This is a genomic window from Meiothermus ruber DSM 1279 (genome assembly GCF_000024425.1).
GTDB classification, from domain to species: domain Bacteria; phylum Deinococcota; class Deinococci; order Deinococcales; family Thermaceae; genus Meiothermus; species Meiothermus ruber.
The window spans coordinates 103,363-127,421 of record NC_013946.1; the positions used below are offsets into that span (position 1 = coordinate 103,363).

The 24,059-nt window shown below is 61.9% G+C and carries 23 protein-coding genes and 1 pseudogene; 14 read left to right on the forward strand and 10 right to left on the reverse strand.

All coding sequences use genetic code 11. The annotated features are described in order from the left end of the window. Nucleotides 1-120 precede the first annotated feature (120 nt). From MRUB_RS00640 to purD, 3 genes and pseudogenes are all read left to right on the forward strand, one after another. Nucleotides 121-774 carry an HAD family hydrolase gene (locus tag MRUB_RS00640; protein ID WP_013012424.1) on the forward strand — a complete coding sequence of 218 codons (654 nt, stop codon included), beginning with the start codon at nt 121-123 and terminating at the stop codon, nt 772-774. Beyond that, nucleotides 771-1,358 (forward strand): annotated as a pseudogene (gene purN, locus MRUB_RS00645) (phosphoribosylglycinamide formyltransferase); the annotation flags it as partial. The gene MRUB_RS00640 and the pseudogene purN, both read left to right, overlap by 4 nt. A gap of 79 nt (nt 1,359-1,437) precedes the next feature. After that, nucleotides 1,438-2,679: a phosphoribosylamine--glycine ligase gene (gene purD / locus MRUB_RS00650; RefSeq protein ID WP_013012426.1), complete on the forward strand. Its 1,242-nt coding sequence runs from the start codon at nt 1,438-1,440 to the stop codon at nt 2,677-2,679. Nucleotides 2,680-2,913: 234 nt separating this feature from the next. Here purD and MRUB_RS00655 read toward each other — a convergent pair whose 3' ends face one another. The 7 genes from MRUB_RS00655 to rpmH form a co-directional block, all read right to left on the reverse strand. Further along, complete coding sequence (locus MRUB_RS00655; protein WP_013012427.1) at nt 2,914-3,690, reverse strand: inositol monophosphatase family protein; 777 nt, start codon at nt 3,688-3,690, stop codon at nt 2,914-2,916. A 3-nt stretch (nt 3,691-3,693) separates the two neighbouring features. Further along, nucleotides 3,694-4,617 carry a peptide chain release factor N(5)-glutamine methyltransferase gene (gene prmC / locus MRUB_RS00660; protein ID WP_013012428.1) on the reverse strand — a complete coding sequence of 308 codons (924 nt, stop codon included), beginning with the start codon at nt 4,615-4,617 and terminating at the stop codon, nt 3,694-3,696. Further along, nucleotides 4,604-5,218, reverse strand: coding sequence for a Jag family protein (locus tag MRUB_RS00665; RefSeq protein WP_013012429.1), 615 nt, complete (start codon nt 5,216-5,218; stop codon nt 4,604-4,606). Before MRUB_RS00665 ends, prmC begins: the two co-directional genes overlap by 14 nt. Nucleotides 5,219-5,603: 385 nt before the next feature. Next, nucleotides 5,604-6,983 (reverse strand): YidC/Oxa1 family membrane protein insertase, encoded by a 1,380-nt coding sequence (locus MRUB_RS00670; RefSeq protein ID WP_013012430.1) that lies wholly within the window; start codon nt 6,981-6,983, stop codon nt 5,604-5,606. A 13-nt stretch (nt 6,984-6,996) separates the two neighbouring features. Then, a complete protein-coding gene (gene yidD, locus MRUB_RS00675) occupies nt 6,997-7,254 on the reverse strand; it encodes a membrane protein insertion efficiency factor YidD (protein WP_013012431.1) in 258 nt (85 codons plus the stop codon). Nucleotides 7,255-7,298: 44 nt separating this feature from the next. Next, nucleotides 7,299-7,631 carry a ribonuclease P protein component gene (gene rnpA, locus MRUB_RS00680; RefSeq protein ID WP_013012432.1) on the reverse strand — a complete coding sequence of 111 codons (333 nt, stop codon included), beginning with the start codon at nt 7,629-7,631 and terminating at the stop codon, nt 7,299-7,301. 60 nt (nt 7,632-7,691) lie between these two features. Then, a complete protein-coding gene (gene rpmH, locus MRUB_RS00685; protein ID WP_013012433.1) occupies nt 7,692-7,850 on the reverse strand; it encodes a 50S ribosomal protein L34 in 159 nt (52 codons plus the stop codon). Nucleotides 7,851-8,159: 309 nt separating this feature from the next. On the opposite strand from rpmH, the gene MRUB_RS00690 reads away from it, so the two are divergent. The 7 genes from MRUB_RS00690 (at nt 8,160) to MRUB_RS00720 (ending at nt 15,537) form a co-directional block, all read left to right on the forward strand. Then, nucleotides 8,160-8,930, forward strand: coding sequence for an ABC transporter ATP-binding protein (locus tag MRUB_RS00690; RefSeq protein ID WP_015586250.1), 771 nt, complete (start codon nt 8,160-8,162; stop codon nt 8,928-8,930). Nucleotides 8,931-8,993: 63 nt separating this feature from the next. Next, nucleotides 8,994-10,934: a long-chain fatty acid--CoA ligase gene (locus MRUB_RS00695; RefSeq protein ID WP_013012435.1), complete on the forward strand. Its 1,941-nt coding sequence runs from the start codon at nt 8,994-8,996 to the stop codon at nt 10,932-10,934. Between the two features lies 1 nt (nt 10,935). Continuing rightward, nucleotides 10,936-11,844 (forward strand): branched-chain amino acid ABC transporter permease, encoded by a 909-nt coding sequence (locus MRUB_RS00700; protein ID WP_013012436.1) that lies wholly within the window; start codon nt 10,936-10,938, stop codon nt 11,842-11,844. Between the two features lie 39 nt (nt 11,845-11,883). Then, complete coding sequence (locus MRUB_RS00705; RefSeq protein WP_013012437.1) at nt 11,884-12,960, forward strand: branched-chain amino acid ABC transporter permease; 1,077 nt, start codon at nt 11,884-11,886, stop codon at nt 12,958-12,960. 65 nt (nt 12,961-13,025) lie between these two features. Next, nucleotides 13,026-14,234, forward strand: a complete 1,209-nt coding sequence (locus MRUB_RS00710) for an ABC transporter substrate-binding protein (protein ID WP_013012438.1) — start codon at nt 13,026-13,028, stop codon at nt 14,232-14,234. A gap of 71 nt (nt 14,235-14,305) precedes the next feature. Then, a complete protein-coding gene (locus MRUB_RS00715) occupies nt 14,306-15,124 on the forward strand; it encodes an ABC transporter ATP-binding protein (protein WP_013012439.1) in 819 nt (272 codons plus the stop codon). Between the two features lie 83 nt (nt 15,125-15,207). Further along, nucleotides 15,208-15,537, forward strand: a complete 330-nt coding sequence (locus MRUB_RS00720) for a metal-sulfur cluster assembly factor (protein ID WP_015586252.1) — start codon at nt 15,208-15,210, stop codon at nt 15,535-15,537. A gap of 105 nt (nt 15,538-15,642) precedes the next feature. Here MRUB_RS00720 and MRUB_RS00725 read toward each other — a convergent pair whose 3' ends face one another. Further along, entirely contained in the window at nt 15,643-16,053 is a 411-nt protein-coding gene (locus MRUB_RS00725; protein ID WP_015586253.1) for a DUF3197 domain-containing protein, read from the reverse strand. 110 nt (nt 16,054-16,163) lie between these two features. Between MRUB_RS00725 and MRUB_RS00730 the strand changes: the two genes are divergently transcribed. Together MRUB_RS00730 and MRUB_RS16260 are read left to right on the forward strand one after the other, a co-directional pair. Then, entirely contained in the window at nt 16,164-16,586 is a 423-nt protein-coding gene (locus tag MRUB_RS00730) for a MarR family winged helix-turn-helix transcriptional regulator (protein ID WP_013012442.1), read from the forward strand. A 6-nt stretch (nt 16,587-16,592) separates the two neighbouring features. After that, complete coding sequence (locus MRUB_RS16260) at nt 16,593-19,265, forward strand: MDR family MFS transporter (RefSeq protein WP_013012443.1); 2,673 nt, start codon at nt 16,593-16,595, stop codon at nt 19,263-19,265. Between the two features lie 61 nt (nt 19,266-19,326). Here MRUB_RS16260 and MRUB_RS00740 read toward each other — a convergent pair whose 3' ends face one another. Beyond that, a complete protein-coding gene (locus MRUB_RS00740; RefSeq protein ID WP_013012444.1) occupies nt 19,327-20,769 on the reverse strand; it encodes an NAD-dependent succinate-semialdehyde dehydrogenase in 1,443 nt (480 codons plus the stop codon). A 107-nt stretch (nt 20,770-20,876) separates the two neighbouring features. Then, a complete protein-coding gene (locus MRUB_RS00745) occupies nt 20,877-21,569 on the reverse strand; it encodes a M23 family metallopeptidase (RefSeq protein ID WP_013012445.1) in 693 nt (230 codons plus the stop codon). Nucleotides 21,570-21,671: 102 nt separating this feature from the next. Between MRUB_RS00745 and MRUB_RS00750 the strand changes: the two genes are divergently transcribed. After that, the gene (locus MRUB_RS00750) at nt 21,672-22,610 is read left to right on the forward strand and encodes a LysR family transcriptional regulator (RefSeq protein ID WP_013012446.1); all 939 of its coding nucleotides are present in this window, start codon (nt 21,672-21,674) and stop codon (nt 22,608-22,610) included. Between the two features lie 158 nt (nt 22,611-22,768). After that, nucleotides 22,769-23,938 carry an ABC transporter substrate-binding protein gene (locus MRUB_RS00755; protein ID WP_013012447.1) on the forward strand — a complete coding sequence of 390 codons (1,170 nt, stop codon included), beginning with the start codon at nt 22,769-22,771 and terminating at the stop codon, nt 23,936-23,938. The last annotated feature ends 121 nt before the right edge of the window (nt 23,939-24,059 follow it).

Here is a 24,059-nt window from a genome sequence, read left to right on the forward strand (position 1 = left end):
CTATGAGCCCAGGGGCCAAGAACCCAAGGTATTGCTCTTGCCCTGAATTCCGGAGAATTCCGGAAGAACCCCGCCTGGTCTGCTCGCGGCTGGCGTAAATGGTATTTTGAACAAAGAGCTATGAGCACCATTGCAGCAGACCTCGAGGGCACCCTTACCACCGGCGAGACCTGGCGGGGTATGGCCGCCTGGATGCAGGCGCACGGGCGGGCTGCGCAATACCAGTGGTTTTTCTACCGGAACCTACCGGGGGCCGTGGCCGCACGGCTGGGCTTGCAGGATAAGCGGGCCTTTCAGGATCGCTTTATGGAAGGAGCGGCGGGCTTGCTGGCGGGGTTGGAGCAGGCCGAGCTGGCCGCGATGAGCGAGTGGGTGGTGACCAACGAACTCTGGCCCAAGCGGCGCCAGGACGTGCTGGACGAACTCCTCAGGCTGCGGCAGGACGGGCGGCGGCTGGTGCTGTGTTCGGCCACCTACCAGCCCATTCTGGAGGCGTTCGCGCGGCGGATGGGGGCCGGGGTGGTGGCCCTGGGTACACCCCTCGAGGTCGAGGGCGGGGTTTTTAGCGGTCGGCTGCGGGGGCCGGTGCGCTCGGGGGCGCATAAAGCCGAGCACCTTCGCAAGTTCCTGGATGGCGAGGTGCTTTATAGAGCCTATGGCGACAGCCTGCCCGACGTACCGATGCTCGAGCTGGCCGAAGAGCCGGTGGCGGTATACCCCGAACCGAAGCTGCGTGCACTGGCCGTAGAGCGTAACTGGAGGGTGATCGGATGAGCTACTTTCCTTTGGGACGGCCGGCCCGCATGGCCGTGATGGCCTCGGGGCGCGGGAGCAACCTCGAGGCCCTGCTCAAGGCCTTTCCCCACGACAACCCCCTGGGCCACATCGTGCTGGTGATCTCCGATAGGCGGGAGGCCCTGGCCTTGCAAAAAGCCGTCGAGGCGCAGATAGAAGCCGAGTATGTGCCCTGGCCTAAAGAACGTGGACGCGAACAGTTCGAGCGGGTAGCGGGCCAGCTTTTACGCGACCACCGCATCGACCTGGTGTTGCTGGCGGGCTTTATGCGCTTGCTATCGCCGGGATTTGTGCAGGCCTGGGAGGGGCGCATCCTCAACATTCACCCCTCGCTTTTACCGCAGTTTCCGGGCCTACACGCCCAGCGCCAGGCCCTCGAGGCCGGAGTAAGCGAGACGGGTTGCACGGTGCACTTTGTGGACGCTGGGATGGACACCGGCCCCATCGTGCTGCAGCGCCGGGTGCCGGTTTTACCGGGTGATACCGAAGAGACCCTGGCCGCCCGCATTCTGGAACAGGAGCACCTGGCCTACCCCGAGGCTGTGCGGCGGGTGTTGAAGGGGGAGATTTAAGGAGCGGGAAGCTCTATTGCTCCTTCACCCCCTATCCCTTTAGACCCCGTCCCCTGTTATTCTTAGCTCCGTGAAAGTTTTGGTTGTGGGTTCGGGTGGGCGGGAACATGCGATTTGCTGGAAGGTGGCGCAGTCGCCCTTGGTGTCGCAGCTCTACGCTGCGCCGGGCAACCCCGGCATGGCCGAGCTGGCCGAGTGCGTTCCCTGGGATGGCAATGTGCGCGGGCTGGCCGAATGGGCTCTTCAGGAGGGTATTGAGCTGACCCTGGTGGGGCCGGAGGGGCCCTTGGTGGAGGGCATCGCCGATGCGTTTTTGGAGAAGGGCCTGAAGATTTTTGGGCCCACCCAGCAAGCTGCCATGATCGAAGGCTCCAAGGCCTTTGCCAAGGGGCTGATGACGCGTTTTGGTATCCCCACTGCCAAGCACCGAAGTTTTAGCGACGTACTCGATGCCCTGGCCTACCTCGAGGCGGTAGGGGCGCCCATCGTGGTCAAGGACTCGGGCCTGGCCGCCGGTAAAGGGGTCACGGTAGCAACCAGCCTGCAACAGGCCAAGCAGGCCGTGACCAACATCCTCTCGGGGCCCGAGCGGGCCGAGATTGTCATCGAGGAGTTTTTGAGCGGCTCCGAGGTCACCGTGCTGGCCGTGACCGACGGCGTGACCATCAAGCCCCTGCTGCCCTCCCAGGATCACAAGCGTCTGCTGGACGGCGATACCGGCCCCATGACCGGGGGTATGGGGGCCATCTGTCCCTACCCCCTGGCGCCGGGCCTGATGACCGAGATCGTCGAACGGGTGCTCAAGCCCCTGGTAGACGGCCTGCGGGCCGAAGGGATTGTCTACAAAGGGGTCATCTATGCCGGCCTGATGCTCACCGACGACGGGCCCAAGGTGCTGGAGTTCAATGCCCGCTTTGGCGATCCGGAGTGCCAGGCCATCCTGCCGCTTTTGGAGACCGACCTGGTGGAGCTGGCCCTGGCCGTGGTGGAGGGCCGCCTGCACGAGCTGGAAATCCGCTGGCGGGCCCAGGCCTCGGCCTGTGTGGTGATGGCCGCGCCCGGTTACCCCGACGACCCCCACAAGGGCCTGCCGCTGTCGCTGCCCCAGCTACCCCCGGAGCAGGTGCTTTACTTCCAGGCCGGAACCCGCCGGGGCCCCCAGGGGCTGGTTACCAACGGGGGGCGGGTGTTGAGCGTGGTGGGCTTGGGGCGCGATTTGCGCGAGGCCCTCGAGCGGGCCTACGCCGGGGTGGGGGCGGTTCGCTTTGAGCACGCCCTGTATCGGCGGGATATTGGTCGGAAGGTAATTTGAACGGCTGGCCGGTATCAATCCGCGCAGTCGCCCAGCGGGTATTTGTGCGCACAGTAGGGGCAGCGCCGCTGTAAACCACAAGCGGCCACAAAATCCTTGGGCAGTTCCATCCCGCAGGCCAGGCAGACCTGCCGGTTTGGGTCGAGGAACACCTCTGCATCGGCAGCGGGTACTGTGTACCCTCGAGCTTCCCCATCTTTGTGAGGATTTCACCAGCCGATCCCCTGCTTCTGCCTATCGCCCGTGGATGGTGTCCAGCAGCGGCCCGTGGATCAGGCCGTTGGAGGCCACTAGGTAGCGGTTGCCCAGCCGGTAATCCTCCCCTTGAAGGCCGGTTATCCGCCCTCCGGCCTCGCTAACGATGAGCCAGCCCGCGGCCACATCCCAGGGGTTGAGCTTCACTTCCCAGAAGCCGTCCAGGCGCCCAGCGGCCACATAAGCCAGGTCGAGGGCTGCCGCGCCCGGTCGCCGCACCATGAGCCCCTTGGTCAGGGCCCGCTGAAAGTAGACCAGGTTTTCGGTGTCCTTGCTCACATCGTAGGGGAATCCGGTGGCTAGAAGGCTGCCCACCAGGGTTGAACGGGTGGATACCCGAATGGGACGACCATTCAGGTAGGCCCCGCCCCCCTTGGTAGCGGTAAATAGCTCGCCCCGGGCGGTATCCAGAACCACCCCCAGCACCACCTCGCCGTGGGCTTCCAGGCCGATGCTCACCGCATAAAAAGGGAAGCCATGGGCGTAGTTTACGGTGCCGTCCAGGGGGTCTACAATCCAGCGGAAGGCCCCCTCTTTGTCCTGGCCTTGTTCCTCGCCCAGCACCACGTGGTCGGGGTGGCGCGAAGCAATGAGTTCTCGGATGGCCGCCTCCGACTCGTGGTCGGCCTGGGTGACTAGATCGGTGGGGGTGGACTTGGTGCTCTGGGTAAAGCCTTTTTCCTGGTAGTACTGGTGGATGCCTTTGGCTAAATAGGCGGCGTCGAGGGCGGTTTGCAGATAGGCACGCAAGTCCATGGGTCAGATTCTATCGCGGTTTTTGTTGGTGCTGCTGATGTCCCAGACCGGCAAGCTGTTTTTCTCATCTTTGGGCGCGACAGTGGCCAGGCCAGGCTTCTGAGCACCCAGGTAGCGGGGTCGCTGGGCCAGATCGCGGAACACCCTGGCTTCGCGCCAGCCCTGCGCGATGGCCTCCTCGAGCAGCGTGTAAACGTTCTCGGGGGCCAGCTCCAGCCACAACCAGCCGCCGGGTTGGAGGGCGTCCCAGGCCTGGGGCAGGAGCGCTCGAGCCACGTCGAGCCCCTCCGGGCCGGCATAGAGGGCACGCTCATCCTCGTAGGCCAGCTCGGGCGGGGCCTCCTCGCGGTAGCTTTCGGGTAGGTAGGGCGGGTTGGAGATTACCAGGTCGAGCCCCGTCAGGTTGGCGGTAAAGGGGGCCTCGAGGAAGCTGACCTCGAGGCCCAGGTGCAGGGCATTTTCCTTGGCGAGCTCGAGGGCCTTGGGGTTAATATCGGTGGCCCAGACTGTGGCCTGGGGCCGCATGGCCTTGATGGCCAGCGCGATGGCCCCACTGCCCGTGCCAACATCCAGAACCCACGCCGGCGCATCCAGTGGCAGATGAGTCAGGGCCCGCTCGACCAGCCCTTCGGTCTCGGGTCTGGGGATCAGAACCCCCCGCGCCACTTTGAGCCGGAGCCCATAAAACTCGCTCTCGCCCAGCAGCAGTTGCAGGGGGTGGCCGCTCAGGCGCAAATCAAGCATGGCCCAGGCCGCCTCTTCTACGTCCGGTGGAACCGGCTGTGTCAGACGGGCAGCCAATTGCGCATCGTTCAGCCGGGCAGCATGGGTTAGAATCCAGCGAGACTCGACAGCGGGTTTTCCGGCGGCCACCAGCTTTTGCTGCAAGGCTTGTAAAAGCGCCAGGTGGCTTTTACTCGAGGTCATTCTCAGGGGAGGCAGGAGGGGTGGCTGTGCGGGGCAGAACCACCACGTGGCGTGCCTCTCCCTCGCCTACCGAGGTGGTGGTCACTTTGGGGTGCTGCTTGAGCATCACGTGAATCAAGCGCCGTTCGCTGGGGCGCATGGGGGGGAGTTCGATGGGCTGGCCGCTCACCTCCACCTGCAACACCGCGTCCGCGGCCATCCGCCGGATGCGCTCCTCGTTGCGGCGGCGGTAACCGGCCGCGTCCAGCACCACCCGGTAGGCCGAGCCGAAGTGTTTAGCCATGGCTACGTTGGCGATAAACTCGAGGCTTTGCAGGGTTTTGCCCTCGCGCCCGATCACCCGCCCCGAGTCGCCCCCCAGAATCTCGACGCGAAACAGGTTCTCCTCCTGAACAATATCCACCGAGTAGGCCGGGTCGAGGCGCAACAAGAGCCCCACCATGAAGTGCTCGAGGACACTCTTGGGGTCTTGTGCTGGGGTGGGCTGGGTCACGATGGGGGCTGCCTCCTCCTCCTTAAGCACGACCTCGGGGGCGGTTTCGTTTTCCCCAATCCCCAGGTCGGATAACAGATCGTCGAGTCCGCGCTTTTTGTCATCCATAACTAATCGTCCGATTATAGCTTACCAGGCATAAGAAGTACCGTAACCTGACGGGTGTCAAGGGCTTCCCAAAAAACGCACCGGTACAGCGGGTTTGCTGTACCGGTGACCGCCGAACAGGCCCTAGCTTTTAGCTGGGTGCATGGGCAGGCCTAGAGCAGTAATAGTTCAGGCTTTATCTCTTAGGTGGTGTATCTTGCAAAGATTTGGATGCTGATAGACCTACCAAGTTATTACTCCATTGGCTCTTAAGGTTATAAAGAAACCAAACAAATCAAGCAGCCACTCCATGAATGAGCTCACCTCCTTTCAATGAAAAAGATACCTTGATGGGCCAGCCGATTGACATCGGCTGGCCCACGCATTTTCTAAGGTCAAGTGCGAATTATTTGGCGAGCATGGATGGCTTGCTGATGCCAAGCTGTTTATTGATATAAAACTGTTGACCAATACCTAATATAGTAAAAAAAGTGTAGTACAGGTTTACTCCTGCAGGAAAGCTAAAGAGGATGAAAGCAAATACTAGATTGAAGATGATACCTTGCCTAATAGCGTCTTTGTTTCCAGCAGATGTCAGCAAGGTTGAGATGAAGATAACCGCTATGTAAATTAGCGGCAAAACATAAATCGGATCGGGTAGGGCCAAGTCAGGAATCCACAAAAAGCCCTGCCCGAACTCGTAGCCCACCATAATCTTGTACATCAGGAACAAAATGGGCATCTGGAGCAGCAAGGGAAAGCAGCCGCCCAGGGGGTTTATCTTGTGCTCCTGGTAGAGCTTCATCATCTCTTCCTGCTGCTTTTCTTTGTTGTCTTTGTACTTTTCCTGAATTTTCTTGAGCAGGGGCTGGATTTTTTGCATTTCGGCCATGCTCTTGTACTGCTGGTGCATCAGGGGCCACATCAAGAGCCGGATCAGGATGGTCACCAACACAATGGCCAGCACCCAGCTACCCCCTACCAGGCGGTGGGCTTCCTCCAGCAGCCACAGCAGGCCCAGCGAAATTTGGCCCCAGATGTTGGGCTGGAAAACCCCCGGCAGCTCGTAGAAGTTCTCCACGCTCAGGCGCACCAGCTCGTTGGCCCCGCCGTACACCTTAAGGTTGAGGCTGCCTGCTGGAACGCTAATTTCGGCAATCCCAGCCCCGTTGAGTTGGGTGAGGGTGATGGGGGTGGGGGTTTGCGGGCGAATAAACATGGCGAAGCCCGAAGCCTTATGGGTCTGCCAGCCCACATACACCGCCGGGCCCTGCCCCGCATTGAGGGGCTGGTTGTTGCCCTGCCCCAGCCACTTGGTGATGGGGGTGTCGGTGCCGCCGATGCCCGTCCAGACCAGCTTGCGCGGGGTGGGGCTTTGCACGTCTACGTCTATGGTCAGGAAGCGGGGGTGGATGGTGTAGGTCAGGGTGGTGCTGCCGTCGCTAAAGCGGGCGATGAAGTCGGCGTCGGGGTTGCCCTGCTCCCGGCGGGTAAACTCGCGGCTGGTGGGGGTGAAGCCCTCGAGGGTTCCGGGCGGGGTCTGTCCGGCCCGTACCAGGTTGGGGGCGCGCTCGTAGTTGCCCTTAAAGTCGGTGGCGCGCACGGTTTTGATGTACCAGCCCACAATCTGCCCCTGTTCGTTAAAGGCGATGTCGGCCAGGTTGGTGACGGCCACCTTTTCGGGCTTGCCGTCTTTGTTTACGTCCACATCGCGCCATTCGGGGGATAGGGCCAGGGCGGGGGCCAGGGCAAACACAGCCAAACTTATCCAGAACCAACGTTTCATCCAGTTGCTCCTTCTATTTCAGCGAGTCCAGGGGGTTCCAGCGGACTCGAGGCCTTTCTGTGGGTACATAGTCCAGCCCACCCGGATGCAGGGGGTGGCACTTGAGAATGCGCTTGACGCTCAGGTACAGGCCCCAAAAAGGCCCGTGACGCTCGAGCGCCTCCAGCGCGTAATGGCTACAGGTGGGGTAAAAGCGGCAGGTGGGCGGCTTCAAAGGGGATATAAAGCGCCGATAGAAACGCACGCTCCCTTTTAGAAACAGATTGATCATCACCCGATGCTCCAAGCTCCTACGATAGAGCAAACCAACCTGTGTCATTGTACCAGCCCGCTCTTTTTTAGGGCATGGGTTAAATCCTTGAGCAAGTCCCAGTACGACGCCTCTACCGCCTCGGGCTGGGCCACGACCACCATCTCACACGGCGGAAGATGCATTTTTCGCAGAATTTCTCGCAGGCGACGCCGAATTTTGTTCCGCACGGTGGCCTTTTTAGAGACCTTATTCGAGACCACAATACCCACCCGCACCGGGTTGAAGGCGGTGGGCCGCAGCGGAAACCAGCGCACCGTCAGATACTTCCCACGCCCCACACGCCCCCCCCGAAGGCGCTGGAAGGCTTTTTCACCCTTGAGGGAAGAGAACGGCATGGACAGATTAGACAGGAAAAAAACTCCCCGGCAGAGGGGAGCTGGGCCAATGGGCTGGGCCTAGCGGCGGAGCTGGGGCTCGCTGCTGACGGTAAGCTTCACACGGCCTTTGGCACGCCGGCGGGCCAGCACCTTGCGGCCATTGGCGGTCTTCATGCGGGCGCGAAAACCGTGGGTTTTGGCCCGTTTGCGCTTGTTGGGTTGCCAAGTGCGTTTCATCGCTTCCTCCAGAGAACTGACCTAAGGGGCCAGATAAATATCCTGCCGGGTCGAGCCAGGCAACCCTAAGAGTTTAGCACATTTGCCCAAAGGCGGGAAGCGGGGGTGGGTGGGGGCGAGCAGGGGCCTCTCACATGACAAAAAATCTGTGTTTTTTGCAATACCTGCAACATAACGCTTTTTTGCATAATGAACCGTAAAACGTTGACATACCGTAGGGGCCATCGGTATACTCAGCCCCAACCAAACGCTCGTTTGTTAGCTATCAGCGACGCGCCTTTGCGGTGTTCGTAGAAAGTTTTAGGAGGCTTGGTGCAGCTCAAGGTAGAACGTGTTTCTCTAAACTTCGGCGGGGTCAAGGCGCTGAGCGAGGTTTCCCTCGAGGTCGCCCAGGGTGAGCTGGTCTCGGTGATCGGCCCCAACGGGGCGGGCAAGACCAGCCTGCTTAACTGCATCTCCGGCTTCTACCACCCCAGCGCGGGCAAGATTACCTTCGAGGGCCACGATCTGACCCACGCCTCGCCCCACCAGGTCACTAAATTTGGTATCGCCCGGGCTTTCCAAAATATCGAATTGTTCACCGGCATGTCGGTGCTGGAGAACCTCCTGATGGCCCGCCACACCTTTGGTCATTACAACCTGCTGGACAACATCCTGATCTATGGCCGGGCCATGCGGGTGGGCGTGGAGAACCGCCGCTTTTGCGAGGAGATCATAGACTTCATGGAGCTCGAGCCCTACCGCAAAGCCCTGGTAGGCGACCTGCCCTACGGGGTGCGCAAGCGGGTGGAGGTGGCCCGCGCGCTGGCCCTCTCGCCCAAGCTCTTGCTGCTGGACGAGCCCATGGCCGGCATGACCCTGGAAGAAAAAGAAGACATGGTGCGCTTCATCCTGGATATCCGGGCCGAACGGGGCACCACCATCATCCTCATCGAGCACGATCTGGGCGTGGTCATGGACATCTCCGACCGGGTCTATGTGCTGGACTTCGGCCAGGTCATCGCTTCCGGCCTGCCCGAGGAAGTCAGCCAGAACCCGCGGGTACAGGAGGCCTATGTGGGGGTGGATCATGCGGTGTGAATTGTCAGAGGCCGGTGGCCCAGGCCTTCGGCTTTTGGATTGCAAGCCTGCGGGAGGCCGCCCATGATGCCTTCGGGCTACGAACTCAAGAAATACACCCTCCCGCAGGTGCTGCAAATGCGGGCTAAAGCGATGCCCAAGCAGGTGGCCATCCGCGAGAAGGATCTGGGCATCTGGAACGAGATCACCTTTGCTGACTACTACCGCCACGTGACCCGTTTCGCTGCGGGTCTTTTGGCCCTGGGCTTCGAAAAAGGGGAGCGGCTGGCGGTAATCGCCGACAACATCCCCGAGTGGCTCTACGCCGAACTGGCCACACAGGCTCTAGGGGGCATCTCGGTTGGTGTGTACCAGTCCTCGTTGCCCCCCGAGATCGCCTATGTGCTCTCCTACACCGGGGCGGCCTTCGTGGTGGCCGAAGACCAGGAGCAAGTAGACAAACTCCTGGAAATCCGCAGCGAAATTCCCAGCGTGCGCAAGGTCATCTACGAAGATCCCAAAGGGATGCGGGCCTACCGCGACGACCCCTGGATTATCGGCTTCGACGAGGTGGAGCGGCTGGGCGAGGAATACCTGCAGAAGCATCCCCAGGCCGTTGAGGAGCGCATCGCCCAGGGCCATCCCGAGGACGTTTGCCACCTCTCGCTCACCTCCGGCACCACGGGCCGCCCCAAGGCCGCCATGCTGCGGCACCGCAACCTGCTGCACATGGGGGTGGCCCTGCAGGAGATTGATCCCCTAAAGCCCACCGACGACTACCTGTCGTTCTTGCCCTTCGCCTGGATTGGCGAGCAGATGATGTCGGTGGGGATGGCCCTGGCCGGTGGGTTTGCCGTTAACATGCCCGAGTCGGTGGAGACCGCCATGAGCGACCTCAAGGAGATCGGGCCGCACGTGATGTTCAGCCCGCCCAGGGTCTGGGAGGGTACACAGAGCCAGATCTGGGTGCGCATCTCCGAGACCTACGCCTTCAACCGCTGGGTCTACCAGCAGATGCTCAAAATTGGCTACCGCGCCGCCGACTATCGCATGCGCGGCAGACCCATGCCTCTAGGATTGCGCCTGGCCTACTGGTTCGCCGATCAGATTATGTTCAAGCCCTTGCGCGACCAGCTCGGCTTTTTGCGGTTGCGTCGGGCCTATACCGGGGGGGCGGCGCTGGGCCCGGATGTCTTCCGCTTTTACCATGCCATTGGGGTCAACCTCAAGCAAATCTACGGCCAGACCGAGATTATCGGGATTGCCTTCGTGCACCGCGACGGCGATGTGCGGGCCGACACGGTGGGGCTTCCGATCCCCGGCGGTGAGGTCAAAATCAGCGAGCGCGGCGAAATTCTATGCCGATCGGACGCGGTGGTGGCGGGCTACTGGCAGAACCCCGAGGCCACCGCCGAGACCTTCGCCGATGGCTGGTTGCACACCGGCGACGCCGGCTACCTCACGCCCGAGGGGCACCTGGTGGTGATCGACCGGGTATCGGACGTGATGCATACCAGCGCCCAGCAGATGTTCAGTCCGCAGTTTATCGAGAACAAACTCAAGTTTAGCCCCTACATCAAAGAAGCGGTGGTCTTTGGCGACCAGAAGCCCTTCCTGACCGCCTTCATCAACGTAGACCCCCAGACCGTGGGCAAATGGGCCGAGGATCGCCGGATTGCCTATACCACCTACATCGATCTATCGCAAAAACCGCAGGTGGCCGAGCTTATTCGCAAAGAAGTCCAGCGCGTCAACGAGGGGCTGCCCGAGCACCTGCGCATTCAGCGCTTCGTGCTGCTTTACAAGCTGCTCGATGCCGACGACGACGAGCTAACCCGCACCGGCAAGGTACGCCGGAAGTTCATCATGCAGCGCTACCAGCCCATTGTGGATGCTTTGTATAGCGGCACCGACAAGGTACAGGTGGATACCGAGTTCAAATACCAAGACGGCACGGTGCAAAAAGTCTCGGTGGAGGTACGGGTGCTCGAGGCCGACGGAAAGCCTGAAATAGTGGGGGTGTAGTGTGGTTGACTTTGTGCAAAACCTCATTTCCGGCGTGGCCGTGGGCTGCATCTACGCCCTGGCGGCGCTGGGATTTGTGTTGATTTACAAATCCAGCCGGGTTATCAACTTTGCCAACGGCCAGTTTATTGCCATCGGGGCTTTTATGGCCTATGCCCTGGCGGTGTGGGGCAAGCTGCCGGTTCTACTGGCTGCGTTGCTGGCTATGCTGCTTACCGCAGGGCTGGGCTTTTTGGTCGAGCGGGTTTTTCTGCGCAGGCTGGTAGGCCAGCCGATTATCTCGGTCATCATGGTGACCATCGGGCTGGCCAGCGTGCTGGACGGGCTGATGTACCTGACCCCTTTTGGCTCGGGCAACTTCACCTTTCCGCAATTCCTGCCACAGGGTGGCCTTAGCCTGGGCGGCGTTAGTGTTTCGTATCCGCAGCTTTTAGCGATTGGCTTTACCGCTATTTTCTTGGTGCTGTTTGGCTGGTTCTTCCAGCGCTCGGTGCTGGGGGTCTCCATGCGGGCTGTGGCCGACGATCAGATGGCCGCGATGAGTGTGGGGGTCTCGGTGCAGCGGGTGTTTGCGCTGGCCTGGGCCGTGGCCGGGCTTACTGCCGCCGCTGCGGGCATTGTGGTGGGGATGGTCTCGGGCCTGAACCAGGATGGTCTGATCGCCATCGGCCTGGCGGTGTTTCCGGCGGTGATTCTGGGTGGACTGGACTCGGTGCCAGGGGCGGTGGTGGGAGGAATTATCATCGGTGTTCTGCAGTCTTTTTCCACCGCCTACCTGGACGGGCTTTTCAGCCAGATTGGCCTGGTGGGGGGTGGTTCGCAGTACGTGATGCCCTTTGTGGTGCTGCTGGTTATGCTGTGGTTCAAGCCGCACGGGCTGTTTGGTACCGAGGAGATCGAGCGGGTATGAGCACACCCATTCAGCTTGACTGTTGCAGGGAGGGTGTCCATGCGTAACCCCTGGGCCCAGACCGGCAACTACCGCACCTCCTACGTGCAGGACACCACCATCTTTGCCAATTACCGCGAGATTGTCTCGGTGGTGCTGCTTTTGGTGGGGCTGTGCATTCTGCCGCTGTTTCTCGAGCGCTCGCAGGTGTTGGTGCTCAACTTTATCCTGATTTATGCCATTGCAGTGCTGGGGCTTAACATCACCACCGGATACGCGGGCCTGATCAGCGTGGGGCAGGCGGCCTTTATGGGGGTGGGGGCTTATACGGTGGCCTTAAGCGCACCCAGCCTACCCTTCTGGCTGACCATTCCCCTGGGGGGCTTTACGGCGGCCATCATCGGGTTCATTGTGGGGATTCCCAGCCTCCGGGTCAAACACCTCTATCTGGTGCTGGCTACGCTGGCTTTTCAGGAGATTTTCGTCTGGGTGGTGGGGCGCAGCCCGGCCCTGGCCCAGGGGGCGGCCATTCCAGTGGAGATGCGCAACTTTTTGGGCCTGGAAATCGGTTTCCGCAACCACAACTACTTCTGGTATTACGTCATCCTGTTTGTGCTGGTGCTGATGGTGATGGCCTGGCGCAACCTCTTGCGGGGCAAGTATGGCCGCGCCCTTATCGCCGTGCGCGACAACGACCGCGCGGCGGATGCCATGGGCATGGATCCGGGCCGTACCAAGCTGATGGCCTTTGCCCTGGGGGCCTTTTATGGCGGGGTGGCCGGGGGCTTGCTGGCCTATATGCAGCGGGCGGTGGTGGTGGAGGAGTTTACCCTAAGCCGCTCGGTGGCGCTCCTGGCTATGGCCATCGTGGGCGGCCTGGGCACGGTGGTGGGCAGCCTACTGGGCCCGGCCTTTATCGAGTTCCTGCGGCTTTACGTGGAGCGCCTCTCCGAATGGATGAAGTCCAACGCCTTCATCCAGAGCATCACCCCGGCTGGTGTGGATGTGGCCTCGGCCCTGCTACCCCTTTCCTTCGGTTTGGTGATTGTGCTGTTTTTGATCTTTGAGCCGAGGGGCCTCTACAACTGGTGGCGGCTTTTACGAAGTTATTTCCGAACGTGGCCGTTCAGATACTAGCGGGGCACGCAAGCTGGGCAACACCGCGAAAAGCGCGTTGCAATAGGCGAGATAGAGGAGGCACCATGAAGCGAGCGATGATTTTGGCGACAATGGCCTTCCTGGGGCTGGCTATGGCCCAGGGGCGCACGGTAAACCTGCTGTGGTCGGGGGCCGTGACCGGCCCGACCTCAGATGTGGGAGGGCCTTACGGGGCGGGTGTGGAGGACTACTGCAGGTACGCCAACGAGCAAAAGCTGATCCCCAACGTAACCCTGAACTGCACGGTGCGCGACGACCAGTACCAGAACCCCAACACCCAGCGCATCTTTGAGGAAGCCCTGGATCGGGCCAAGCCAGCTATTTACCTGGGCTACTCCACCGGGGCCATGCTGCAACTCAAGCCCCTCATCAACGAGGTGAAGATGCCCACCATTCCGGCCTCGGCCCACATCGGGCTGATTGACCCACCCAACAACCAGTACATGTTCCTGCCGGTGAGCAGCTACTCCGAGCAGGTGGTGGCTTTGATGGAGTACATCAACCGCACCACCAAGAACGCCAAGATTGCCCTGGTGATTAACCCCAGCCCCTTTGGGCGGGCGGTGGTGGATCATGCCCGCCGGGCTGCTCAGCGGCTGGGGCAGACCATCGTGGATGTGCGGGAAGTGGGGAGTGGCAACCTGGACAACACCGCGCTGCTGCGGGCCCTGGATGCGGCAGGGGCGCAGTTTATCATCCACCAGAACGTAGCCGGGCCGGTGGCCAATATCCTCAAAGACGCCCAGCGCCTGGGTTTGAACCGCAAGATTCGTCAGATGGGGGCGGTGTACACCGGTGGCTCGGATCTGATCCGCCTGGCGGGGGAGGCCGCTGAGGGTTTCTTGTGGGCCAGCAGCTACTATACCCTGGACGAGAACGCCCCGGGCATCAACCTGCAAAAACAACTGGCCCAGAAATACAACCGCAGCGCCGACATCCTCAACTCCACCAACTACACCGCCGGGATGCTGGCGGCGGCCATCGCGGTGGAGGCCATGCGCCGGGCCGGGCAGCGTTTTAATGGGCGCATTGACAACGAGACCGTCTATCAGGCCCTGATTGGTATGAACGGCCCCAACGCCTTTAAGCCTGGTTTTGCAGTTTCCACCAAGGCCGGTATCGAGATTGACTTTACCCGCAGCGAGCAAACCGGCGCCGAGGGCCTGCGGGTGCTGGAGGCCAGGGGCGGTAAATTTGTGCCGGTAACCGAGCCCTTCACTTCAGCGCTCTTCCGGCAGGTGCGGAACCCCTAAAGGAGGCAGAAAGCTGCAGGCCAAAAGACCCATGCCGAATGCTTTTGGCCTGCAATTTCCTGTGAGGTGATATGCGCCCCGAAGACCTTGGGAACATCCTGCTGGAAGTCAACAACATTGAGGTGGTGTACAAGGACATCATCCAGGTGCTGCGCGGGGTATCGCTGAAGGTGCCCGAAGGGCAGATCACCGCCTTGCTGGGCCCCAACGGAGCTGGGAAAACCACCACCTTGCGGGCCATCTCGGGGTTGCTGGTGCCCGAGGACGGCAAGGTGGTCTCGGGCTCCATTCTGTACCGGGGTGAAAACATCGCCAACAAGCCGCCCGAGCAGATTGTGCTGAAGGGCATTGTGCAGGTGCCGGAGGGGCGGCGGGTGTTCAAGCACCTCACCGTTGAGGAGAACCTGCGGGTGGGTGCGGTGACCCGGCGGGATGGGGCCAAGGTAAGAGAGGATCTCGAGCGCATCTACCACTACTTCCCCAAGCTGGCGCTGATCAGAACCCGCCTGGCTGGCTACTGCTCGGGGGGGGAGCAGCAGATGCTGGCCATTGGGCGGGCCCTGCTGGCCAACCCCAAGCTCTTGCTGCTGGACGAGCCAAGTTTGGGTCTGGCCCCCCTGCTGGTACGGGAAATTTTTGACATTGTGGCCCAGATCAACGCCGAGGAGGGCGTGACGGTGTTGGTGGTGGAACAAAACGCTCGAGTAGCCCTTTCGGTGGCCCATTATGGCTACATCATGGAGTCGGGCCGGATTGCCCTCGAGGGCACCAGGGAATACCTGGAAACCAACCCTGATGTAAAGGAGTTCTACTTGGGTGTAGCCAAGTCGGGCGGGCGCAAGAGCTTCAAGGACGTCAAAAGCTACCGCCGGCGCAAGCGCTTTATGTGAGGGGAAGGGGCGAGCGCAAGCTCGCTCTTTTTTTTGGAATGCAGCTCAGCTTGTGTGGCTCCGGTCTAAAGTACCATGGGGCCATGAGCGAGACCACGCTGCCCACCAAAGAACAGGTTCTGGAGGCCCTCAAGGTAGTGCGCGACCCGGAGATTCCGGTGAACGTGGTGGATCTGGGGCTGGTCTACGAGGTCGAAGTCAAGGAAGGGGGCATTGTGGACATCACCATGACCCTTACCTCTATCGGCTGCCCCGCGCAGGATATCGTCAAAGCCGATGCCGAGATAGCGGTTATGCGCCTGGCGGGGGTTAATGCCGTGAATGTGGAGTTTGTCTGGACACCGCCCTGGACGCCGGCCCGTATGACTGAAGACGGCAAGCGTCAGATGCGGATGTTTGGCTTTAACGTTTGATAACGGCTCTGGGTGGGCGATCGCTCACCCAACCGAGGCGCATTCCTAACTGCCTTGGAACCAACGACCCGGCCACCGTGCACCTGTGGGGTGGCCGGGCGGTGATTACATCCGGCTGGTGAATTCCCGTTTGATGTAGAGCATGGGGTCGGTGGGGTTGGCGCTGGCCATAATCAGCTTCTGGGCTTCTTCCGCCTCGAGCTCAAACAACGCCGCGAACTCCGAGGGGGCTACCACGGCTTCTTTGAAATCGGTCACGCCCCGTTCGATCAGCCAGAGGGTGAGGTCTTTGAGCGCTGCGTCGCCCTCGAGGCCAAACCGCGGGCCGAAGGCATCCCGGCTCAAGACGCGGTGCTTGCCCTGCCGCACAAAGAGGGCAAAGCGGGCCTGGGCTCGCTGATCCTGCCAGTCGGTGATATAGATCGCCAGGGCCTCGGGGAAACTAACGCCCTTCAGGGCTTCCTTGAGGGCTCGAAGGGTTTCTTGGGGCGCGCCGCGAAGGCCAACAATTTCCATAGCCACCATTTTATAGCCCTCTTTGTGGCCCCGGTGTTTTGTGTGTGAAAAGTGGCTTCACAAATATTTCATTTGACAATACTTTATTTTGAAAGTATATTGACAGAAGTATGGCCTGGGGCTTACTTACCAACCTATGGCGACTTTCCCGTGGTTTGCGAGAGGAGGTGGTGCCCCACCTCGAGCACCTCGGCCTGGCCCCAACCGACCCCTGGCTTCTGGCCGAAATTGAGCGCCACCACTACCCCACCGAGGCGGTGCGGGCCATGCAGATGCCGGCCCCTACCATCAGCCAGATGCTGAAGCGGCTCGAGCAGGCCGGACTGGTGGTGCGCTCGCTCGACCCAGCCGACCTGCGCCGCTACCGCTTTGAGCTGACCGAGGCTGGCCGGGCAGTGCTGGAGGAAAGCCGCCAGCACATCCTAAAGGCCCTGGAGCGTCGCCTGGAACGGCTGAACCCCCAGCAGCGCCGGCAGTTTGCCGAATGGTTGGAGATTCTGGCGCGAGAAGAAGCCCCCGTTTCAAAGGAGTAATTCACTGTGAACCCCTCAACCCAAACCCCCTCCCAGAGCACTTCCCGGGAAACCCAGCTCACCTTCATTGGGATTCTGCTGGGGCTTTTCCTGGCCGCGCTCGACCAGACCATTGTCTCGACGGCGTTGCCTAAAATTATCGCCGACCTTAACGGTGCCGAGCTGTACGCCTGGGTGACCACTGCTTACCTGCTGGCCTCCACCGTCTCGGCCCCCATCTTTGGCCGCCTGACCGAGCTTTTCAGCCGTAAGACCATTTTGCTGGTGGCGATTAGCATCTTCCTGCTGGGCTCGGCGCTCGCGGGTTTGTCGCAGAACATGCCCGAATTAATCGCCTTCCGTGGGCTTCAGGGGATTGGCGGTGGGGCCCTGTTCGCTCTTGCCCTGACCACCATTGCGGTGCTCTTTCCCCCGCGCGAGCGTGGACGGGTAGGCGGATTCTTTGGGGCCATCTTTGGGGTGAGCAGTGCGGTGGGGCCGTGGCTGGGGGGTCTCCTGACCGACCACTTCTCCTGGCACTGGGTTTTTTACATCAACATGCCCGTGGGAGCGGTGGCCTTATGGTTCATCCTGCGCTATATGCCCCGCCTGAGCCCGGAACACCGCGAGCGCTTCGACTACCTGGGGGCCGTCTTGCTGGTGGCCTGGACGGTGCCGCTGATGCTGGCCTTCTCCTGGGGGGGCAGCACCTACCCCTGGCTGAGCGCTCAGATCCTGGGCCTTTTGGGGTTGAGCGCGCTGGCCCTGGTGTTGTGGGTCTGGTCACAGAACCGTGTGCAGCACCCGCTTTTTGACCTCTCGATTCTGCGCGTGCGCAGCTTTAGCCTGGCCTCGGCGGCGACCTTCTTCTATGGCCCTGCTTTTCTGGGGGCGGTGGCCTTCTTGCCCCTGTACTTGCAGGTGGTTAAGGGGGTCTCGGCCTCGGCTTCGGGGGTGACGGTGCTGCCCCTTACGCTGGGGGTGGTCTTGGGGGCCACCGGCAGCGGGCTGCTCTCGGGGCGGCTGGGCCGCTTTAAGCCCCTTTTGTTGCTGGGAACCGGCTGGCTGCTGGCGATCTTCCTTACCCTGCACTTCCTGATTAAGGTAGATACCCCCCTCTGGCTGGCGGTGCTGTTTTTCTTCCTGCTGGGCCTGGGGCTGGGGCCTGCCCAGTCGCTCCTACAGATTGCTGCCCAGAACAATGTACCGCCCCAGCGGTTGGGCTCGGCCACGGCTTTTACTCAGTTGATGCGGCAGATTGGCTCGACCGTGGGCATCGCCCTGATGGGCACGCTTTTAGCTAAGAACCTTACTGCCGAGACCTGCAAGGTGTTTCCCGACAATGCGGCCTGCCGTCCGGGCGCCTTGGTGCAACGGAGCAACGAGGCGGGGGTGGGTTTTAACCTCGATGAACAGTTTGCCAAGCTCGAGGCCCAGATCGTGGCCGCGCTTAAGGGAGACACCCAGGCCTACGCAACCCTGCTGCAGGATGCCCAGGTGCCCACCCAGGTTAAGGAAGGCCTGATCAAAGGCGGCATCCCGGCGCAGTTCCAGCAGCTTGAGGGCCGGGTGGTGGCAGCCCTCAGAGGCGATGCCCAGGCCTACGAGGCCCTGATGCAAGACCCCAACCTGCCGGCGGAGTTCAAATCGAAGCTGACCAGAGGGGGTATTCCGGCGCAGTTTGAGCGGATGGAAGGTCTGATGGTGTCGGCGCTCGAGGGGGATACCAAAGCCTACGAGGCCCTGATGCAAGACCCCAACCTGCCGGCGGAGTTCAAAGCCAAGCTGGTGAAAGGCGGTATCCCGGCCCAGTTTGCCCAGTTGCAGGATCTGGTGATTGCGGCCCTCGAGGGGGATGTGGCTGCCTACAACCAGCTCATCCACAACCCGCAGGTTCCAGCCGACCTGAAGGCCCGGCTGGTGAAAGGCGGCATCCCGGCCCAGTTTGCCCAGCTAGAGAAGCTGCTTTTGGCGGCCCTGAACGGGGATGCTCAGGCCTATCAAGCGGTGCAGCAGAACCCGCAGATCCCCCCTGCCTTCAAAAGCCAGATTCCGCAGGGCGGCCTGGCTGCCCAGGTCGAGGCCCAGCTACAAGCAACCGCGCGCCTGCTCGAGGCGGCCTGGCAGGGAGATGAAAGCGCACAACAAGCCTTGCGCCAGAACCCCAGGCTCGACCCCCGCCTGCGGAGCCTGCTCGACAACCCGCCGCCCGTGGAGGCCCGAGCAGGGGTGCTGGCCCAGGTGCGGGCCCAGGCGCCTCAGCTCAAAGCAGCCGCTTTGCAGCAGGCGACAGCCCAGCTCCAAGCGGGGCTAGAGCAAGCCCAGGCCCAGGCGCTTGCCCAGGCCATTGCCGGGGTCAAGGCGGGTCTGGCCCAGGCCCAGGCCAAAGCCCAGGCAGCGGCCATCGCGGCAGTCCGGGAAAACCTGCGCAAAGCCCAGGCCCAGGCGCTGGAGCAGGCCGTGCAGGCCACCCACGAGAACCTGGTCAAAGCCGAGCAGCAGGCCCTCGAGGAGGTGCCCCATAAGGTAGTAGCGCAGCTCGAGGAAACCAAACTCAAGCTGCACCAGGCCCTCAGCAACGGCATCACCAACGCGGAGAAAAACATTTTCCTCTACGCGGCCCTGTTCGTCCTGCTTTCAATGGCCTTTATCCTGCCCTTGCCCAACGAAGAACTGCGCGGCCGGGGGGCTCGAGCCTGAATCGCCCTATCAAAAAAACCCAGCACAGTCCAAGTCACTGTGCTGGGTTTTTGTGGCCGCACTAGGGCAGCAGGAACGAGATAAGCTTGGTCTCGAGGAACTCCTCCATGCCCCAGTGCCCGCCCTCGCGGCCCAGCCCCGAGTTTTTGTAACCACCAAAGGGCAGGTTGGAGCCCATGGCGCTGGGGACGGGGTCGTTTACGCCCACGATGCCATACTCCAGGGCCTCGGCCACCCGGAAGGCGCGGGAGAGGTCTTTGGTCCAGATGTAGGCGGCCAGCCCGTAGTCGGTGTTGTTGGCCCAGGCGATGGCTTGCTCCTCGTCCTCGAAGGGCATCAGGGGGGCGACCGGCCCAAAGGTCTCCTCCTCGAGGATGCGCATCCCGGGCTGGATGCCGGTGAGCACCGTGGGAGCGTACAAAAGCCCGCCCAGGGCCTTGCCACCGGTAACCACCTTGGCCCCTTTGGCGAGGGCATCTTCCACGTGCGAGACCACCTTATCCAGGCCCTGCTGCTCCACCAGGGGCCCCACGTTGGTGCTGGGATCCAGGGGGTCGCCCACCTTCAGCTTGCCAACGGCCTCGGCCAGGGCGCTGGCGTAGTCGGCCTCGAGCTTCCTGTGCACATAGATGCGGTTGGTGGTTACGCAGGTCTGGCCGCTGTTGCGGTACTTGGAGAGCAGGGTAAACTGCACGGCCTTTTCAATGTCGGCGTCCTCGAAGACGATAAACGGGGCGTTGCCGCCGAGCTCCAACGAGACCCGCTTGAGGGTATCGGCCCCCTGGCGGTAGAGGATTTTGCCCACCGGGGTGGAGCCGGTGAAGGTGATCTTGCGGATGCGCATGTCCTCCATCAGAACCCTGGAGACCGGCACCGGGTCGGAGGCCGGTAGCACCTGCAGGGTTCCGGCGGGCCCCCCGGCCTCTTCCCAGAGCCTGGCCAGATAAAGCGCACATAAGGGGGTCTGTTCGGCCGGCTTGATGATGATGGTGCAGCCCGCAGCCAGCGCCGGGGCGGCCTTGCGGGTGATCATGCTAGTAGGGAAGTTCCAGGGGGTAACGGCGTACACCGGCCCCACCGGCTCGTACACGGCCATCTGGCGCTTGTTGGGGAAGCGCGAGTGGATGAGTTCCCCATTTACTCGAGGGGCTTCCTCGGCGCACCACTCCACAAAGCTGGCGGCATACAGCACCTCCCCTTTGGCCTCGGTGATGGGCTTTCCCATCTCCAGCGCGGTCAGCCGCCCCAGCTCTTCCTGATGGGCGATGAGCAGGTCGTTCCACTTGCGTAGAATCTTGCCCCGCTCAAAGCCGGTCAGCTTTTTCCACTCCTTGAAGGCCGCCACCGCAGCATCGGCGGCCAGGCGGGCCTCGGCCTCGCCGCAGTCGGCCACCTCGGCCACCAGTTCGCCGCTGTAGGGGCTCTTGACCGCAAAGGTTTTGGAGGTTGGCTGCCACCGGCCGCCCACATAGGCGAGGCTTGGAAAATCGAAGTCTTTGACCATAGCAAGGCCTAGCATACGCCCGGCCTGTGCGTGGTTGGTAGGGGGGCGGCTTGCAATTGCACCCCGCGGGAAAGGGTTCCAGAAAACCAGCGTGGCCCTCAGGCCTGCTAGCGGTTGCGCGCCGGATTGAGCATGTTGCGCCAGTCGCGATCCACCAGCAGGGGCAAGGGGTCAATTACCTGATAGTCGCAGGTGCGCCGGCTGCCGGCATACACCCCAAAGTGCAGATGGGGTGGGGTGGTGCGGGCGTTGCCGGTGTTGCCCACGTACCCCAGCAGAGTCTGGGGGGTTACCCGCTGGCCCTCCCGGAGGCCTGGAGCGTAGCGGTCGAGATGGGCGTAGTAGTAGCGCCGCCCACCCGGCCCAACCACAAACACGTACAGCCCACCCAACTGCCCCTGACCAATGCGCCAGACAAACCCGCTGGTAGCTGAGTAGACAGGGGTTCCCCTGGGGGCGAAGATGTCCTGCCCTTCGTGGGTGCGCCAGCCGCCGCGGGGGGCGCCGAAGGTGTTGGCTACCTGGCGCACCCGTACCCCCTGTACTGGCATGGCCAGTCGGCGGTCGGGCTCTTTGGGCAGCAGGGCCAGATAGCTCTGTAGCTTTTCCCGGTAGGCCGCCCAGCGTTCCCGCTCACGTCGCTCGGCTTCGGTGCGAGGCTCGGGCCGGCTCGAGCTGGCCGGGGTGCACACCCGCCCGGGCTCGCTATCGGGTTCGCCGCTCCGGTTTTGGGCCAGGCTCTCGCTGCCCCACAGGAGCACACACAGCAGCGCAGAAAAACCCACCTGTCGAGCCAACATAGGTTTAGTTTGCGACCACAAGATTAGTTTTAAAAGAGAGCTGGTCAGGGCAGGCCGGGACAGCTAGACTCTATTTATCGGTTCTACCGATGGGAGGCCTCGGTGCAGATATCGCTCAAACAGTTGGTGTACTTCATCGCGGTGGCCGAGTCGGGCTCGATTTCCAAAGCCCTCACCTCGCTCAACGTGACCCAGTCGGTGGTCACGGAGGCCATCAAAAAGCTGGAAGAGACCCTGGGGGCAGAGCTTTTTACCCGGCACGCTCGAGGCATGATTCTGACCCACGCCGGGCACCAGTTTTTGCGCCACGCTCACGAGGTGCTGGCCGCGCTGCGCAACGCCGAGCAGGCCATCCGCGAGCGCCCCGATGCCACCACGGGGCAGCTCAACCTGGGCGTGACCAGCCTGGTAACGGCTTACTATCTGCCCTACCTGCTCGACCGCTTCGAGCGGGTGTTTCCGGGTGTTCAGGTGGCCGTGGTGGAAGACCGGCGGGGCTACATCGAGCACCTGCTGATTAATGGTGAGCTGGATGTGGCGGTGATGAACGTTTCGATGGTGGATAAGCAGGCCTTGGAGACCCGCACCCTGCTGCGCGCGCCCTGGCGGGTCTGGCTGCCCACCAACCACCCCTTGGTACAGCAGGAGGCGGTCTCACTGGAGAATTTGCGGGAGGAGCGGTTCTTGTACCTGAAAAACGACGAGCTCGAGGAGGTCACCCAGCAGATATACCGCCTGAGCGGGTTTCCTCGAGTGGCCGTGCGCACCGATTCCATCGAGGCTATGCGCAGCCTGGTGGCCCTGGGCATTGGCGTGGCGGTTCTGCCCAACCTGATGTACCGGCCTTGGAGCCTGGAGGGTGACCGCCTGGAGTCGCGGCCCTTGCTCGAGAACCTGCCCCGCCTGGAGATTGGGGTGGCCTGGCGGCGGGGTAGTGCGCTGAGCGAGGCCGCCCGGCAGTTTTTGGTGGTGGTGGGGGAGCACAGCCGGGTGCAGACCTACGGGATCAGCTACAGCGACTTGCTGAGCCCGGCGGAGTAGGCCCGGCTATCAATCTATTTTCCCGATACCTCCTATATCCCCAGGTTTCTTGTTGGAGGGCCTGGGGGGCTTTATCGTAGGGGGCAGTTCGACAGCTCGAGTCGTCTCGTTGGCATGGCTAGGCCTTTGGGGCTGTCGTATTTGATTGAGGAGGGGGTATGAGAACGCAGTGGTTCTTGGCCGTGGTGGGTTTAGCAGCAGTGGCGGGCTTGGCGGTGGCGCAGCTCCCGGCCAGCCGGGCCAAGCAGTCGTTGGGGCCCAGCGAGGGCCAGCTCAACATCCTGGCCTGGCCGGGCTATGTGGAAAACGGCTCTACCGATAAGAGCGCCGACTGGGTTACGGGCTTCGAAAAAGAGACCGGCTGCAAGGTGACGGTCAAGGTGTTTGGCAGCTCCGACGAAGCGGTGCGCCTGATGAACCAGGGGGGCTACGACCTGGTGACCGCCTCCGGCGATGCCACCCAGCGCCTGATTGCCGGTAATGTGGTGGCCCCCATCAACTGGAACCTGATCCCCAACACCCGCAACATTGATCGTCGCCTGCTCAACGCCCCCTGGTACGTGGTGAACGGGGTGCGCTACGGGGTGCCCTACCAGTTTGGCGTGAACGTGCTGGCCTACAACACCAACGTCTTCAAGACCCCGCCGGATAGCTGGAAAGTGGTGTTCGAGGAGATGATTCTGCCCGATGGCAAGAGCAACAAAGGCCGTATTCAGGCCTACTATGGGCCCATCTACGTAGCCGACGCCGCACTCTATCTGATGCGTACCCGGCCCGAACTGGGCATCAAGGATCCCTACGAACTCAACGAGCGGCAGTACCAGGAGGTGCTCAAGCTGCTGCGCCAGCAGCGGGCCTTGCTCCAGCGCTACTGGAACGATGCCAACGCCCAGGTGCAGGACTTCACCAACGAGGGGGTGGTGGCCTCGACCTCCTGGATTTTCCAGGTAAACACCCTCAAGGCCAACAAGCGCCCCATCGATTGGGTGGTTCCCAAGGAGGGCGCCACCGGCTGGGCCGATACCACCATGCTGGCGGCCAACTCCAAGAACTCCAACTGCGCCTACCGCTGGCTTAACTGGCAGCTCACCAACAAGGTGCAGGCCGATATCGCGGGCTGGTTTGGTTCCAACCCGGTGGTGCCGGCGGCCTGCAACACCCCCGGTTCCCTGCTGCCTGCCGATGGCTGCAAGAACCAAGGCTTCAACGACTTCGACAAGATTTTCTTCTGGCGCACCCCCACCACCCAGTGCCGCACCCAGAACAACCAGTGCGTGCCCTATAGCCGCTGGGTGAGCGATTACATCGCCATCCAGGGAGGCCGCTAAAACGATGCTCGGTGTCTCGGCACAAAGGGTAAGACTATAGCCAGGAATCGCACCACCTAAAAGAGCGAAGCACTTCGTGGGTAGGGTTGGGTGCGGCAGAGTCTGGCATAGCGCCCAGCCC